Annotated in this window: 14 protein-coding genes and 1 tRNA gene; 4 read left to right on the plus strand and 11 right to left on the minus strand. The window is 41.6% G+C overall.

Going from position 1 to position 16,103, the window contains the following annotated elements; all coding sequences use genetic code 11:
• Positions 1-33: 33 nt before the first annotated feature.
• Complete coding sequence (gene radA, locus BQ5903_RS08615; protein ID WP_079579357.1) at positions 34-1,407, minus strand: DNA repair protein RadA; 1,374 nt, start codon at positions 1,405-1,407, stop codon at positions 34-36.
• Between the two features lie 267 nt (positions 1,408-1,674).
• Positions 1,675-2,211: a dCTP deaminase/dUTPase family protein gene (locus BQ5903_RS08620; protein WP_010496789.1), complete on the minus strand. Its 537-nt coding sequence runs from the start codon at positions 2,209-2,211 to the stop codon at positions 1,675-1,677.
• Between the two features lie 214 nt (positions 2,212-2,425).
• Here BQ5903_RS08620 and rpiA point away from each other — a divergent pair, with 214 nt between their 5' ends.
• The gene (gene rpiA / locus BQ5903_RS08625) at positions 2,426-3,115 is read left to right on the plus strand and encodes a ribose-5-phosphate isomerase RpiA (protein WP_010496786.1); all 690 of its coding nucleotides are present in this window, start codon (positions 2,426-2,428) and stop codon (positions 3,113-3,115) included.
• Between the two features lie 219 nt (positions 3,116-3,334).
• On the plus strand, positions 3,335-4,669 hold the full coding sequence (locus BQ5903_RS08630) for a C1 family peptidase (RefSeq protein WP_010496785.1): 1,335 nt from the start codon (positions 3,335-3,337) through the stop codon (positions 4,667-4,669).
• 830 nt (positions 4,670-5,499) lie between these two features.
• Here the strand turns inward: BQ5903_RS08630 and BQ5903_RS08635 are convergent.
• The 5 genes from BQ5903_RS08635 to BQ5903_RS08655 form a co-directional block, all read right to left on the minus strand.
• Positions 5,500-6,177 (minus strand): 2,3-bisphosphoglycerate-dependent phosphoglycerate mutase, encoded by a 678-nt coding sequence (locus BQ5903_RS08635; protein WP_079579358.1) that lies wholly within the window; start codon positions 6,175-6,177, stop codon positions 5,500-5,502.
• Positions 6,178-6,294: 117 nt separating this feature from the next.
• Positions 6,295-7,245, minus strand: a complete 951-nt coding sequence (locus BQ5903_RS08640; RefSeq protein WP_456237228.1) for an NlpC/P60 family protein — start codon at positions 7,243-7,245, stop codon at positions 6,295-6,297.
• Positions 7,233-7,448: a hypothetical protein gene (locus BQ5903_RS08645; protein WP_079579360.1), complete on the minus strand. Its 216-nt coding sequence runs from the start codon at positions 7,446-7,448 to the stop codon at positions 7,233-7,235. The genes BQ5903_RS08640 and BQ5903_RS08645 overlap by 13 nt, the downstream gene beginning before the upstream one ends.
• 421 nt (positions 7,449-7,869) lie before the next feature.
• On the minus strand, positions 7,870-9,000 hold the full coding sequence (locus tag BQ5903_RS08650) for a coiled-coil domain-containing protein (protein WP_079579361.1): 1,131 nt from the start codon (positions 8,998-9,000) through the stop codon (positions 7,870-7,872).
• Positions 9,001-9,389: 389 nt separating this feature from the next.
• Complete coding sequence (locus BQ5903_RS08655; protein ID WP_079579362.1) at positions 9,390-10,334, minus strand: AEC family transporter; 945 nt, start codon at positions 10,332-10,334, stop codon at positions 9,390-9,392.
• A gap of 259 nt (positions 10,335-10,593) precedes the next feature.
• Between BQ5903_RS08655 and BQ5903_RS08660 the strand changes: the two genes are divergently transcribed.
• Positions 10,594-11,793 (plus strand): LCP family glycopolymer transferase, encoded by a 1,200-nt coding sequence (locus BQ5903_RS08660; RefSeq protein ID WP_079579363.1) that lies wholly within the window; start codon positions 10,594-10,596, stop codon positions 11,791-11,793.
• Between the two features lie 59 nt (positions 11,794-11,852).
• Here BQ5903_RS08660 and BQ5903_RS08665 read toward each other — a convergent pair whose 3' ends face one another.
• The 3 genes from BQ5903_RS08665 to BQ5903_RS08675 form a co-directional block, all read right to left on the minus strand.
• Complete coding sequence (locus BQ5903_RS08665) at positions 11,853-12,845, minus strand: beta-ketoacyl-ACP synthase III (RefSeq protein ID WP_079579364.1); 993 nt, start codon at positions 12,843-12,845, stop codon at positions 11,853-11,855.
• Between the two features lie 171 nt (positions 12,846-13,016).
• A tRNA-Leu gene (locus BQ5903_RS08670) sits at positions 13,017-13,101 on the minus strand.
• Between the two features lie 69 nt (positions 13,102-13,170).
• A complete protein-coding gene (locus BQ5903_RS08675; protein ID WP_079579365.1) occupies positions 13,171-13,656 on the minus strand; it encodes a SprT family protein in 486 nt (161 codons plus the stop codon).
• A 52-nt stretch (positions 13,657-13,708) separates the two neighbouring features.
• Here BQ5903_RS08675 and recQ point away from each other — a divergent pair, with 52 nt between their 5' ends.
• On the plus strand, positions 13,709-15,535 hold the full coding sequence (gene recQ / locus BQ5903_RS08680; RefSeq protein ID WP_231920837.1) for a DNA helicase RecQ: 1,827 nt from the start codon (positions 13,709-13,711) through the stop codon (positions 15,533-15,535).
• A gap of 56 nt (positions 15,536-15,591) precedes the next feature.
• Here the strand turns inward: recQ and BQ5903_RS08685 are convergent, their stop codons facing one another.
• Positions 15,592-16,023, minus strand: a complete 432-nt coding sequence (locus tag BQ5903_RS08685; RefSeq protein WP_010496750.1) for a hypothetical protein — start codon at positions 16,021-16,023, stop codon at positions 15,592-15,594.
• Between the last annotated feature and the right edge of the window lie 80 nt (positions 16,024-16,103).

Below are 16,103 nucleotides of genomic sequence, written 5' to 3' on the forward strand. Positions count from 1 at the left end.
CCAAAAATAAATTAATTATGTGTCTTTTTTTACTTAATCGAAAGCGAAATGTAACGCTTGATTTAACGTTTTAACACCACGGACTTCGATATTCTCCGGCAGATCTGCTTCAGACAGGTTATTTTGCGGAATAATGATCTGCTTGAATCCCAGTTTTTGGGCTTCACGCACGCGAGTTTCAATATCAGAAACTCGTCTGATCTCACCTGTCAAACCAACTTCTCCAATAAAGCAATCTGTTGCGACTGTTTCTTTTTCACGGTAGCTTGACGCAATACTGATCGCTAATGCCAAGTCAATGGCGGGCTCGTCTAACTTAACTCCGCCTGCTGCTTTTAAATAAGCATCTTGATTTTGCAGCATCAAGCCGGCTCGTTTTTCCAAGACAGCCATGATCAATGACACCCGATTTTGGTTAAGACCTGAAGTGGTTCTTTTTGCATTGCCAAAGGCCGTCGGTGTCACCAAAGCTTGGATCTCGACCATGATCGGCCGTGTCCCTTCTAATGAAACGACCACCGCTGACCCTGTTGCTCCCTGCAAACGTTCCTCCAAGAAGGTCCGGGATGGATTGCTAACTTCGTACAAGCCACCTTCGCGCATTTCAAACACCCCGATCTCGTTAGTTGAGCCAAAGCGATTTTTGACTGCTCGTAAAATACGATAGGAATGATGGAGGTCACCCTCAAAATACAAAACAGTATCCACCATATGTTCTAAGATCTTAGGTCCGGCGATGGCGCCCCCCTTAGTCACATGACCAACAACGAAGATCGTGATACCCTGTCCCTTAGCCAAGCGCATCAAGTCCGCGGTCACTTCACGGATCTGCGACACACTCCCAACAGCTGACGACATCTCGGGTTCTTGCATGGTTTGCACGGAATCGATCACCACGTAGTCTGGCTTCAAACTATCAATATTAGCTCGGATCGCGCCCATGTCAGTTTCCGGATAGAGGTAAAAATCATCACTAGAGACTGACAAACGGTCAGCACGCATCTTGATCTGATTTGCACTTTCTTCTCCAGAAACATAAAGGACTTTGCCGCCCGTTTGTGCCAACTGTCCAGAAACTTGCAATAACAAAGTAGACTTACCGATCCCCGGATCACCACCGATCAAAACTAATGAGCCCGGTACGATCCCGCCACCGAGCACTCGATTTAACTCATCGATCTGCGTTTGCACCCGTGGCGCTTGTTTCAAGGAAACATCTTTTAATAGCTGCGGCTTGCTGGAAGTCGCTGTTCCGCCGGAAAATGAAGAAACAGACGCCTTAGGTTCTTTTCTTTCGACTTCTTCAACTAATGTATTCCACTGACCGCAATTCGGACATCTGCCCAAGTAGCGCGGTGAAGAATACCCGCAGTTCTGGCAGACATATTTGATTTTTGCTTTTGCCAATTGGCTGCCCCCTTTCTTTCTAAATAGATGGATCACAACATCAGCTTGCGACAAATGTAGTATCTTGTGCAAATTATAGCCGTTTCGGCGTTCAAGCCCAAGTTTTACGTCGTTATTCAATCAAAAACAATAGCGCGTTTTTCGGCGCTATAAATGTGTCAAAACATGACACACTTTTCAAATAAATTTGTTGACCTGATCAACGAACTGATTTTCTCGAACTACCAGCGTAAAATCTGCTTATTATTCTTTCAAAAAAACTTAGTCTTATCTGCCGGAAGAACCAAAACCGCCTGTCCGCTTGGTTTGCGGTCTTTCTTCACCATCAGCTGTTAAATACGGCATAAAGATCCCCTGGCCGAGTTTTTCACCTTGCTTGATCGTTTGATCAAAGAGAGAAAAGTTCAAAAGTTGAAAGAAAATTTCTCCCTCGTTGCTATCGTTATTATAATAATCAGCATCGATGATACCCACACCATTGGGTAAGACCAAGCCGCGTTTCAATGGCGCACTGGAACGATCAGCCAGTAATAAATATTCATCGTCACCCATATAGGCTTTGATACCCGTTGGCACTAAGTACGGTTTTAATATTTTTTGAGCATTTGCCATTTCATCCTCATTGATCGTTAGGCCTTTTCTAAGCGCAGCGAGAACTTTAATGAAGTTTTTCTTCCAAATACTTGGTAACACAAAATCTTTCGCAGCAAAAAAATCGTAGCCTGCAGCATTTTGTGTTGCTCTTTGTGGTAATTTTATGTCCTGTGCAGCATAACTGCTAACTTTTTCGAATCCTCTTTTCACTTTCGACCCTCATTTTCACATAAATTTTCATATATTTTCATGATAACATATTTCAATATCCGATTGACCCATTAGAACTTTTTTTTTAATTAAATAAACCTTATGCTATAATATAGGAACTTAAAGAAATCAAGTTTAACAAATTTTTCCGCCGTTTACCGAAAAAAAACTTTGTTTAAACTTAAGGAAAATCACGAGGAGGAGACAGCTCGTCATGAAGCAGGATGAATTAAAGAAACTGGTTGGTGAAAAGTCCGTTGAATGGATCAAAGACGGTATGACAGTTGGTTTAGGGACCGGTTCGACCGTAAAATTTATGGTCGATGCCCTCGGACGTCGCGTCAAAACTGAAGGATTGAATATTACTGGAGTCACCACTTCCAAAGCCACTGCCAAACAAGCCGAAGATCTCGGGATCACTATCAAATCAGTTGATGCCGTTGACCATATCGACTTGACCATCGATGGTGCCGATGAGATCAGCGATGATTTTCAAGGTATCAAGGGTGGCGGTGCAGCCCTATTGTTTGAGAAAATCGTTGCAACTAACTCCGACAAGGTCATGTGGATCGTGGATGAAAGCAAGATGGTCAAAAACTTAGGTGCTTTCCCACTGCCGGTTGAGGTCATTCCTTACGGAAGTCAAAAAGTCTTCGAACGTTTTGAAAAGAAGGGTTACCAACCAACATTCCGCAAGAGTGCAGATGGTAACAGCCTACTCTTAACTGACTCAGAAAACTATATCATTGACCTGCACCTCCATGATATCTTGGATCCAGAAACCTTAGCTGCGGATTTGATCAAAGAAGTTGGTGTTGTTGAGCACGGCTTGTTCTTGAACATGGTCAACACCGTGATCGTTGGCCGCTCCGATGGTCCAGAAGTTTTAGATGCCCACCGTTAAATTAAAATATTTCCATATGATAAGAGAGACTGGTCAGCCTCTCTTATTTTTATTGAGAAAACTGCCAGCCTGTGCAAATTTCTCCAGGTGCCTTGCTGGCTACCATTGCTTTGAACCATCTGCTTATGTTTTGTAAAATATGTCTGAGCAAATTATATTTACTATTATTAAAAAATGACGTAATATATGAGTAGACTGTTAAAGGAGAGTGACTTTTTAATGACCAAAGCTATTACTGCTGATCAATTAAAAAATTATCAACAAGATCTTGATAAACATGAAGGCGCACAAGTTGCCGAACGTGCTGTAACGAAAAATGGTATCTTAGCTACAAGTATCGACTATCGTTCAAAAATCAATATGAATCCTGTTTTCTCAATTGATTTAGACACCGGTGAAGTAGCTAACCAAAAACAATCTGGCCGTTGCTGGATGTTTGCTGCATTGAACACGATGCGTCATGACATTCACAATAACTTCAAAGTTGCCGATGACTTCGAATTATCCCAAAGCTACACTTATTTCTGGGACAAACTTGAAAAAGCAAACTATTTCTATGAAAATGTTTTGAAAACGGCAGACCTTCCAACTAGCGACCGTAAAGTCAGCTGGTTGATGACAACGCCGCAACAAGATGGCGGCCAATGGGATATGGTCATCGCTTTGATTCAAAAATACGGTGTCGTTCCTCAATCAGTAATGCCTGAAACCAAGAGTTCATCAGCTTCTGGCGAATTCAACAGCACATTGAATCTTAAATTACGTAAAGATGCCGTTGAATTACGCGAATTAGTCGCAAGCAAGGCTAGCGATGAAGACATTCAAGCACGCAAAGACAAGATGTTGAATGAAGTTTACCGTATGTGTGCATACAGTTTCGGTGAACCAACACAAACATTTGACTTCGAATACCGTGACAAGGATAACAACTATCACATCGACCAAAACATCACACCAAGGGAATTCTTTGATAAGTATGTTGGCTGGAACTTGGATGACTACGTTTCGATCATCAACGGACCAACTGATGACAAACCATACAACCATATGTACACAGTTGAAATGCTGGGCAATGTCGTTGATGGCCGTCAGGTTCGCCATTTAAACGTTGACATGAACACCTTCCGTGATGTTGCTGTTAAACAATTAAAATCCGGCGAAAGTGTTTGGTTCGGCTGTGACGTTGGCCAATCATCTGACCGTCAGCAAGGTATCATGGATACTGAACTTTACAGCAACGATGAATTATTCGACATTGACTTTTCAATGTCTAAGGCAGAGCGTTTGGATTATGGCGAAAGCTTAATGACTCACGCTATGGTCTTGACTGGTGTTGATTTGGTAAATGATCAACCAACGAAGTGGAAAGTTGAAAACTCCTGGGGTAACAAAGTCGGAACAAAAGGTTTCTTCGTAATGAGTGACAGCTGGATGGACGAATACTGCTACCAAGTTGTTGTTAACAAGAAGTTCTTGCCAGCAGAATTGCAAGAAGCTTTGAAAGAAGAACCTAAAGTTCTTGCACCATGGGATCCAATGGGTTCATTAGCTTAATTTAATAGGATATTTGAAACACCACGTGTTGCTTGTAGTAGTATGTGGTGTTTTTTGTTTGTCTTTATCTTTCTGCTGACAAAACGGGCTGTCTCTCGTTTTGTTGTTGCCGCTTTTACAGTCTCTTGCAGCATTTGCGATTATTACTGCGCTGGAGTTTGCGTTACATTTTCACTTGTGAGACTTACTTCACCCGACTTTGCGTCACATTCCGACTTGTGACTCTTACTTCACCATAGTTTGCATCACATTCCGACTTGTGCGACTTACTTTGCCAAAGTTTGTGTTATATTCCAACTTGTGACTCTTACTTTGTCATAGTTTGCATCACATTCCAACTTGTGACTCTTACTTCGCCCGACTATGCGTCACATTCCAACTTGTGACTCTTACTTGGCCATAGTTTGCGTTACATTCCAATTTGTAACTCATACTTCGCCATAGTTTGCGTTACATTCTCATTTGTAACACTTACTTCACCATAGTTTGCGTCACATTCTCACTTGCGACACTTACTTCACCGAAGTTTGCGTCACATTCTCACTTGTATGACTTACTTCGCCAAAGTTTGCATCACATTCCCATTTGTAGCACTTACTTCACCATAGTTTGCGTCACATTTTCATTTGTAACACTTACTTTGTCAAACTTTGCGTCACATTTTCATTTGTGACGCTTACTTCGCCCGACTTTGCATCACATTTCTCTCAAATTAAACAAATTTCACCACTCATTCTGCTGCTCTGACTCAACAATTCAGTCCAAACAAAAAGCCTCTCAGCCCTAATAGCCAAGAAGCACCGTTATCTAAAGTTCCGTGATCACTTGATTTAATGCGTGATTATTTGTTTGTCTTGTAAATTTAATTTGTCATCGAAAGTGTAAATAATCGGTTCGCCATTAGCAACTTCAACTCCATCAATATCCTTGTCGCTGATCTGCTCGATAAATTTGATCATCGCACGCACCGTACTACCGTGAGCGACTACTAGCTGATTTTTATCCGCCAACAATTTAGGGGCAATTGAATCTACCCAATAAGGCACGATCCGCTCCGTCGCCATTGCCAAACTTTCCGCCAACGGTAATGAACTATCCGGTAAATCAGCGTAACGACGGTCTCGGTCTGGAAATTCCAACTTAGGAGGTACTGCATAATAAGAGCGTCTCCACAAAGCAACCTGCTCGACTCCGAAAATTTTACGGGTGTCATCTTTATTCCAGCCTCGCAATGAACCATAATGGCGCTCATTTAAACGCCAAGTTTTATGAATTGGGATATATGACTGGTGTAATTCATCCAGAACAATGTTGGACGTTTTAATAGCACGGACCAAAACCGAAGTATGAATATCAGTAAATTCAAGTTGCTGTTTTAGCAGTAATTTGCCTGCTTCATGAGCTTGCTTGATCCCATACTCTGTCAGCGGGGAGTCTGACCAACCCGTGTATTCATTGACTTTATTTGCCAAACTTTGACCATGACGTAAAAGAACCAATTTTGACATTAGAGCTCATCCTCTCTACTCTCTTCGCCACTTATCATAGCAAATTTTTAATGTAAAAAACAGTCCTAGCAAAAAAGCACAGGATCTCTCCCGTGCTTGGATAATACATCTTTAATCTTAATTTAAACGAACAGCAAATGATGGTGTGTAATAGTGAGTATTGCCAACTGAAACATTTTGTCCGGGTGCCGGTGCATGAACAAAGCTTCCACCACCTAAAGCGATGGCAACGTGGTATGAACTGCCACGTCCGCCCCAGAAGTATAAGTCACCAGCTTGAGCCTGACCGACAGGGATCTGAGTACCCGCGTTTTCCTGTGCAGTCGTCATACGTGGCAAGGACTTGCCTTTTTTGCCAAATACGTATTGCACGAAACCAGAGCAATCAAATCCTGCAGGAGTTGTCCCGCCCCACGCATATGGCGACTTGTCTACAAATGAAAGTGCATACGCTGTAACTGAACCATATGACGCAGCCGATGCAGGCGTGAAGCTCCCACTACCACCGTTACTGCCAGCACTATTATTACGCTTTGCATTATTGTTATTACTTGCTAATTGAACTGTCTGTGTGCTCGCAGGTTCTGTTGCTTGCTGGCCTTGGTCTTTATTGCCAACACTGTCTTTAGCAGTGTCAGCAGCCTTAGTTGCGGCAGCAATAGTTTTAGCCTTGTCTGCGTCGTCGGCAGCCTTCTTGGCATCTGCAGCCGCTTTTTGTGCAGCTGCGTCTTCTTTATTCTTTTTAGCATTCAGTTCCGCCCGCTTAGCATCCAAGTCAGCACTACTTTGCATTAACTCGATCTGTAAAGTCTTGTCTTTCTTGATCGACTTATTCAAAGCAGTTTGTTGCGCTTCAACTTCGGCTTTGTCGTCTTCTTGCTGCTTCATAGTCTGATTGTTAGCCCGTACGACTGTAGCTACAGTGATAGTCCGACTCACAGCATCGGAAAAACTCTCTGAATCAGAGATAAATTTCAAAACAGAACCTGAATTATTGACCTGTGCTGAGCGTGCTTGCTTTTGTAACTGACCGTTTCTTTCTGAAATGTCTTTTTTTAAATCAGCAATTTTTGCGTCTTAGTTACTTGTAATTTTGTGTTACTCCCAATTTCTTGCTGAGCAGCCTTCAATTTCTGTTGTGCAGCTGCAATTTCAGTATTAACGTTTTCCAAATCAGAAGTCGTGTCTGCTGAGATACTTGGAGCAGTGACACTCAATAACGTAACGGTTGCCAGTGTAAGAGCACTTTTGCTTAAAAAGTTTTTTCTCATAATATACTATTCTCCTATTAAAAGTCACCAGACATAGGTACCTGCTATTAGTAAAGCAGCACCCGACTAGTTTACAACGCTTATATATGTAAACCCTACAAACAATTTAAATCCTACAATGGTAATAATATCATTAAGTTATGCCCATAACCATTACAGTTATTTTACAAATTTTTGTGAAACGCCGGCAAATCAACTCTTTTTAGCCGCTTGTTCCACAATAGCTTTTCCTTGTTAATTGCTGAGCTTTGGTCGTCCCTTACTTTTGCTGCAATTATTATTTGCTTATTCATCACCAAGTTAGATTACATTTTGTAACATTTGGATAATTTATTTCCAGATATTTCAAATATAAAGTTTTACGTATAACAAAAAAGAGCACACAAGTGTACTCTTTTTTCATATTCATGTTTAATATTTATTATTGATGAATAAATGACATACCTGATCCTAATGTTACAGTCTGTGGATTGCCACCCATAGGATTTGAGAAACCATTCCCGCCTTGAATGATACTAAAGCTATTTCCATTCACAGCAGTAACGATTGCCACATGTCCATAGCCGGGCGCTGCAATCCATCCCCCCACATTTGAACCACCTGGAAATACAACTACTGACCCAACAGAAGGTGAATGATCAACACGGAAACCTGCAGCAGCTGCTGAACCAGCCCATTCCTGACCATTGCCCCAGTGTCCGCCTACCCAAGGCGCATGAACTTTAACAAAATAAGTGCATTCACCATATGGATAACCGTTAGCACCGCCACCATTACCATGACTGACCGTGCTGACTTGTTGCATTGCAGCTTGGGCAGTTTGGTTACCAGCATTTGAACCGTTGTCGACAGATGCTTGTTGCTTTTGCTGATTATCTTTGTTGGTATCAGAATGAGCAGCAGCGTTAGCTTTATCAGCCGCCAATGAAGCATCTTGTGTATTCTTAGCCTTCTTAGCTGCTTTTTCAGCTTGAGCTGCTTTTTCAGCTGCTTCTTGTTTTGCCGCATTTTCTTTATCATTTTGAGCAGCTAATTTTGCTTCTTTAGCGTTCAAGGAAGCCATATCCCGATATAAACTCATCTTTGATTTTTCTTCATCTTTAACTGATTTAGTCAAATCTGCTTGTTCTTTTTCAACTTGCTCTTGATCATTTTTTTGTTGTTCCATTGTTTGGTTGTTGGCATGAACAACACGTGCAACAGTGACAGTCCGACCAAGCGCGTCTGAAATGCTGTCAGAATCAGTCACAAAATCCAAAATAGAACCGGAATTGTTGATTTGGGCTGATTGAGCCTGTTTTTTCAACTGACCATCACGTTTGCTGATCTGAACTTTTAAATCGTTGATTTTTTGAGATTTCTCCATCTGCAGTTCTGTAGCTGCATCGATCTTCTTTTGTGAATCTGCGATTTTCTTCTTGGTAGCTGCGATTTCAGTGTTAACATCGTTTAAATCAGCAGCAGTATCAGCTGAAACAGCTGGCGCAACGACACTCATAGTTGTAACTGTTGCCAAAACGATGGCACATTGACTAAGTAAGTTTTTCTTCATGAATATGTTCTCCTATGTAAAATAATGTAATTTAATAAATATTTTTCGTTCGCTTAATTACCACGATTTCCATATTATCATTATTAACATAGGATAACCATTACATTATATTTACAAAAACTGATATTATTTAAGAAAAAAGACTCTTATATTACAAAAATGTTTCACAAACAAAAAACAACAACGCTTGTTCATCAATAAACATGATAACCAACAAGGTTTTGTGCCTACAACTAGCTTCTTTATATTTTCCACAATTTTTAAGATTTGTTACAATAATTTCATTCAGTTGCGAACTTTTTTTTAATTTTTATTCGGAATTAACTATATTTAGTGAAAAATAACCTCTAACGCCCTGATATTGACGTTAAAGGTTATTTGCTTATATATTATATATTCTGCGTCAAAGCCATTAAGATTGGGACAACTATCAACGCGAGAAAAGTCGTCTCTGTGACCATTACGGAGGCATAATCAGCATCAGCATTATACAAACGAGCAACAACTGGTGCATTTGTCATCACGGGCATCGCTGATTGCAAAATAAAGACTTGTTTCATTAAAGTAGGAAAATTGGTCGATGCCACCAAAAGTGTCATCAATAATGGTGCTAACACAAAACGTCCTAACAAGATCAATAGATTGTCTTTCTTCAGTGACAGCTGCTTTAGGCCGGCATTATACACACAGATCCCAATAAAGATCATGGACAAAGGGGTCGTCAAATTACCTAGATAGCTTAAGTCCTTGATCACAAATAACGGTAATTTGATTTTTAGCAAAACAAGCAGTACCCCAACGATAAAACCTAGCAATGGCGGTGAAAAAACTTTTCTGACCGTAGTCTTTAGGTTAAACTTAGCATCTTGCATCCCATCTCTTTGAATAAAATATGTCCCGATCGTCCAAAAAATCGTGGTATTTGCCATATAATAGATCAAAACAAAGGGAATACTCTTGCTGCCAAACAAGGCTTGGTTAATTGGCAAACCAACAAAAACTGTATTTGAATTGAAGAACATTGATGAAAATAAGCCGCGATGACTGCCGGAAACCTTAAATATCCGGGCAAAAAGAAGTGCCACGACCATCAAGATCAACATCGAAATGATCGGAAACACCAAGTCAGGAATGATCCCTATCAGCTGATGTGCTGTGAACCGACTAGTGATCGTATCAATCATATAACATGGTAAGCCGATCTGCGTAACTAGCTCAGCAATCAGCTTGTCAGTTGAACCGGGAAACCATCCTCTAGCTGCCAGAACATATCCGACGATGATCAAGACCAAAATAATAATGACACCCGAAATACTTTGTAAAAACACACTCAAAATAAACTCTTCTCTCTAACTCTGTATTACAAAACCTATCTTACTTGTGAGTATACTCGTTTTTTATTTTCATGAAAAGCGAAGCAAAATATTTTATATGCTCACCACACTTTTCATACTCTCTCAGCAACCACTCATTAAATTCATGAATTTTTTTGCTAATTGTTTAATTTTCCTAAAAAGCTCTTCAGCTTATTTCAAAAAAAAGGCTTAAAGTGTATAATTCAATTATGTTTGAGAACACATAAAGGAGTCATATATGGCTAATAAAAATAACAACGAAGAGGACTATTATGAAACACCCCTGCGTCGGCAAGATAACGGGAGTTCACACCAGTTCAAAAAAAAGCATACCTGGCGCAAAAGGATCTGTGCTATTCTTTTAGTCGTTGGACTGGCAGTAATTTATGGCGGAACTGCATATGGTTATCACATGTTACATTCCGCTAAAAATACCCTCAACGATACTTATACAGAATCAAATGTCAAAAAAATGCGCAATGTTTCTGACGTGATCAAAAATAAAAAGCCTTTTTCCTTATTGATTTTGGGAACGGATACCGGTGATCTGGGTCGTTCAGATAAAGGCCGCACAGATACGATCATTATCGCAACAGTCAATCCGGAAAAAAAGCATGTCACTTTAACAAGTATCCCGCGGGATACTGAAGTTAGGATCGCCGGCTCGGATAATTCCTACGATAAGATCAATTCGGCTTACACCATCGGCGGTGTTTCGACTGCGATCAAAACCGTACAAAATACATTGGACGTCCCGATCGATTTCTACCTACTGGTAAACATGGGCAGTTTGCGTAAGATCGTTGACACATTAGGCGGTGTCACCGTCACCCCAACTTTGACTTTCAAATACAGCGATGCTGATGTTACTAAGGGTAAAAAAGTTACATTGAATGGTAAACAGGCTCTCGCGTACTCACGAATGCGTTACGATGATCCAGAAGGTGATTATGGTCGGCAAAAACGTCAACGGCAAGTTATAGAAGAGATCATTAATCAAGCAATCAGCGTCTCATCTATCACTCAGTTCCAAGACTTGCTCAAGTCGATCCAAACAAACATGAAAACCGACCTAAGTTATGACGATATGATGACGATTGAAAGCAACTATAAGAGTGCTGGTAAAAAAGTTGACTCCTACACATTACGTGGAAATGATGCAATGCTTGGCGGTGCTTCTTATCAAATTGCCTCATCGTCAGAAAAGAAGAAGACTTCTGACCGGATCCGTGAACAGCTCAACTTGCAACCAACTACCGAAACTTTCAGTAACCCGGTCGAAAGTGATGGCTCAAGGGGTCAGGGACAAGGCACCACAGGGTCTACGACTGATCAAAGCCAAAATGGACAAGCCCAAATATATGGCGGTGGTCAAGATTATTCTGGACAACGATCAACCTACAGCCAATCTCAAGACACTGGCACTTACGGCTATTAAAATACAGATAAAAAATATCCTGACATTGAAATGAACAGTGTCAGGATATTTTATTGCCATTATTGATTCAGGTCACAACCGGAGAAATTTAGTAATAAGCTACCATAGGCCAAACCTGCCCCAAAACCGCTCAACAAAACTAGGCCCACTTGATCCCTATCATTTAACTCTTCAGTTAAAACTGATGGGATACCGACTGAAGAAGTATTTCCATGGTCGGTAATATTCACGCCAAAGCGATCCGTTGGCAAGTCCAGATAAGCCGCAATCTTTTCGATCAAACGTAAGTTAGCTTGATGAGGTACCACTAAATCAAGTTGCTGCGGTGAGATTTTTTGTTTCTGTAAAAAATCAGCAATGTGTTTCGTGACGGTTTCAGTTACAAAATTAAAAACAGCGTGTCCATCCTGGTAAAAAGCATCTACCTTAGGATAATTAGCAGCAGAGATCTCCTTTAACGGTGCGATCCTTCCGCTGTGAATAACGTCAGCATTGCCAGCGGTACAAAGTTTTTCAGCAACAAAGATCTCTTTTTCTTTTTCCGGCGTAGAACTGATGATCATCCCAGCTGCCCCATCGGCAAAAAAAACTGCTGAAGTCCGGTCCTTAAAGTCTTGCATCTTCGAGTTGTTTTCCGCACTGATCACCATCACATTATGATAGGCACCGCTGCGAATAAATTTTTCCGCAGTGCTTAATGCAAACACAAAACCCGCACAGGCTGCCGAAATATCATATGCAAATGCTGTGGTCGCTCCCAGATTAGCTTGGACCAAGGCGGCTGTTGACGGTGTTAAAGCATCAGGAGAGATCGTTGAGACAATGATCATATCTATTTGAGCAGCACGAAGTTTAGACTGTGCCAGCAACTTCTCGCCGACCTTAGTTGCCATCTCAGAAGTATTCTCATCAATTGCGATGTGGCGAGTTTTGATCCCGGTATGTGTCTGGATCCACTTATCAGACGTTTCCATTAAAGAGCTCAATTCATCGTTATCTACAACTCGTGGCGGAAAATATTCGGCCCAAGCCCTAGCTGTTACGTATGTCATATTCTGCACCCCAGATTCATTTGCCAGCTAACAGCTGCAAAAAGTTTTTTGTTTTTAAAAACAGCACAAAAAAAACACTGCTCCCCCTATTTTTTCATAAGACAAGGCTTAAAACACTTGCCTTACGAAAAAACCGCAGGAAACTTTTCAGTTTCCCACGGCCTATTTTGATGCGGGTAAATGGATTCGAACCATCACGAGCGCAATGCTCACCAGATCCTTAGTCTGACGCGTCTGCCAATTCCGCCATACCCGCGACAACAAATATTATTATATCAAAGGTTGATTAATTCTGCAATAGTTTTTTATTGTACTAGCCATTACACTAACGCAGTACCTCTTTATCGCCGATCCAAGCGCCATTTGCAACCAGCTGCAAATGTCCGTGGCAGCGAGAACACACATAACGATCGGTATTGACTCGCCGGACCCGTGGATATGTTTGCCCACATGAAACACACTGGTACAAATACTTTCGTTTTTGCCGGACAGCTTGCTTCGCTCGTGGTGCATAGCGTGAGCCGCCGACTTCTTGTAACAAACGTTTGAAATCATTATCGCAATGACGGTATCCTGCATGCACTAAATGCAAGTGATAGTGACATAACTCATGTTTGATCACGCCGACCAAAGTTTGTTTGCCATGTTCTGTCAACATTTTTGGATTGATCTCAATATCATGGGTCGCCAGCTGATATCTGCCGCCGGTCGTACGCAAACGTTTGTTGAAAAAAGCACGATGCAAAAACGGGCGCCCAAAGAAATCGTTAGAGAGTTTTTCAACTAAATTTTGCAAGTCATCGTTTGTCATTGGACACTTCCTACACTAATTTAAATTCAAGTCTAAAAATCTCTTCCATAAAATGCTAAAATTTAAGATGAAGTTTTTAGAAAGGAGCTTTTCTTTGACTCCACAAGATATATTAGAAAAATACTACGGTTATACTGAATTTCGCCCTGGCCAAAAACAGATCATTGACCAAATCTTGGCCGGGCAAAACACCTTAGCAATCATGCCGACCGGGGGTGGAAAGTCGCTGTGCTACCAGGTGCCGGCTTTATTGCTGCCTGGCTTGACTCTGGTAGTTTCACCGCTGATCTCCTTGATGAAAGATCAAGTCGATTCCTTAAGGGATAGCGGGATCCACGCCGGATTCATCAACAGTTCGCAAAGCTGGGGAGAAACACGCCAAATCTTAGCAGCAGCAGCTAATGGTGAGCTAAAGCTTTTATACATTGCACCAGAACGTCTGGAGCAGCCGGGGTTCATGGAACGGCTCCAACACTTACATGTTGCTTTAGCAGCCATCGATGAGGCTCATTGTATTTCACAATGGGGACATGATTTTCGTAAAAGTTATTTAGCTCTAAGCTCTATTCTACCACAGATCCAATCTCAGCCAACGATCATCGCTTTGACTGCCACAGCAACGACTGCGGTCGCACAAGATATCATGGCACGTCTAGATATTCCACCAGAAAACGAAGTCAAAACCGGTTTTGCCCGTCCTAATTTAGCTTTTAAAGTAGTCAAGGGGCAAAACAAAAACAATTTTATTTTAAAATACGTCAAAGCTAATCGAAATTCAGCGGGGATCATCTACGCAGCGACCCGCAAAAAAGCAGAACAGATCGGTGCTATGCTGCAAAAAGCGGGGATCAAGGCCGCAGTCTATCACGCTGGTTTACCTGAAGATGTTAAGAAAAAGAATCAGGAAGATTTTTTATTCGACCGCTTATCAGTCATTGTAGCAACAAACGCATTTGGCATGGGGATCGATAAAAGTAACGTCCGCTATATTATCCATGCTCAAGCGCCAGGTAGTTTAGAAGCATACTACCAAGAAGCCGGCCGGGCTGGACGCGATGGTTCAAATGCAGAGGCGATCTTGCTGTATGCTGCGCAAGACATGCAGATTCAACGTTTATTTGCAGAAAACTCTGATGCCGATGAAAAACATAAAGAAGTCATTTACCATAACATTCAAAGTATGGTAAATTACGTCAACACACAGACTTGCTTACAAAAATTCATCGTAAATTATTTTGGTCAAGACATGGAAGATTGCGGTACCTGTTCCAACTGTACCGATGACCGCCAAGAAACTGACATTACCGTCACAACTCAAAAGATCTTGTCATGTGTAATGCGGATGCACCAACGTTACGGTCGGAAACTGGTTGCCCAGGTCTTAGCCGGCTCAAAAGCCAAGCGAGTGTTAGAACTGAACTTGACCGAGCTGCCGACCTACGGTATTATGCACGACACCAAGGCCAATCAGATCGAAGAATTGATCGATTACTTAACGGCCAGCGGTTACTTGACGATGCCGGACCCGCAGTATCCGACCTTACATGTCACACAATTAGGGGCGGATATCTTGCGGGGACAAGGTATGGTGACTCGCAAAGTAGCTATTATTCAAAAAAATAGTGCTAACCCCGAGGATTCTGAATTATTTGAACGTTTGCGAGCTTTACGCTATGAACTGGCCGAAAAACAAGGAGTCCCGCCCTACGTTATTTTCTCTGATCAGACTTTGCATGAAATGTGCAGTCAATTGCCGGATGAACTTGAGCAAATGTTAGAGATCAAGGGTGTCGGCCAACAAAAATTAGCCAAATACGGACAACAATTCCTGACCGTACTCGACAGTTATCGTGACAAAGAACCTTCCGACCTAGCTTAAATAAAAAAAGCATTTTCTCGTCTGCTGCGGGGAAATGCTTTTTTATCCACCCTATCTTAACCGACTCGTTGCATGATCCGGCCAATATGGGCATTAACGTGATCCATGGCATCAGATTGTTCCTGTTCTGACTCCTTAAAGGCTGGGCCATCAATCTTTTGCCCCGAATAATCAATGCTGGCATGCATTTTCTCACACCCAGCAACAAAATCACGGTACGCTTTCACTAACTGCTTATGCGGCCCGATGATTGCAACTGGTGCGCTGATTTTCTCAAGCTTAGCCATGTTTTGCTGATAGACTTCGATTCCCTGGCTAAAGCTTTCCTGGATCTGTGCGTACTGGTCTGCACTTAATTCTTTCTTGTCAGTCGCGACTCCATTTGCCAAGTCAAAGTATGAATTTAGATTTCCACCCATATCTTCAGTCGCTTGTAAAATGTCTGTGATCGTTTGTAAGTAGTGCCCCAGATCAGCTTTTTTCTTCAAAATCGTTCCTCCTCTAGTTCCAATTACAACAAGTATACCATTTTATTGCCCACACAAAAAAGAAGGGTCATCCCCTTCTT

It is taken from the genome of Ligilactobacillus acidipiscis (assembly GCF_900116935.1).
GTDB classification, from domain to species: Bacteria; Bacillota; Bacilli; order Lactobacillales; family Lactobacillaceae; genus Ligilactobacillus; species Ligilactobacillus acidipiscis.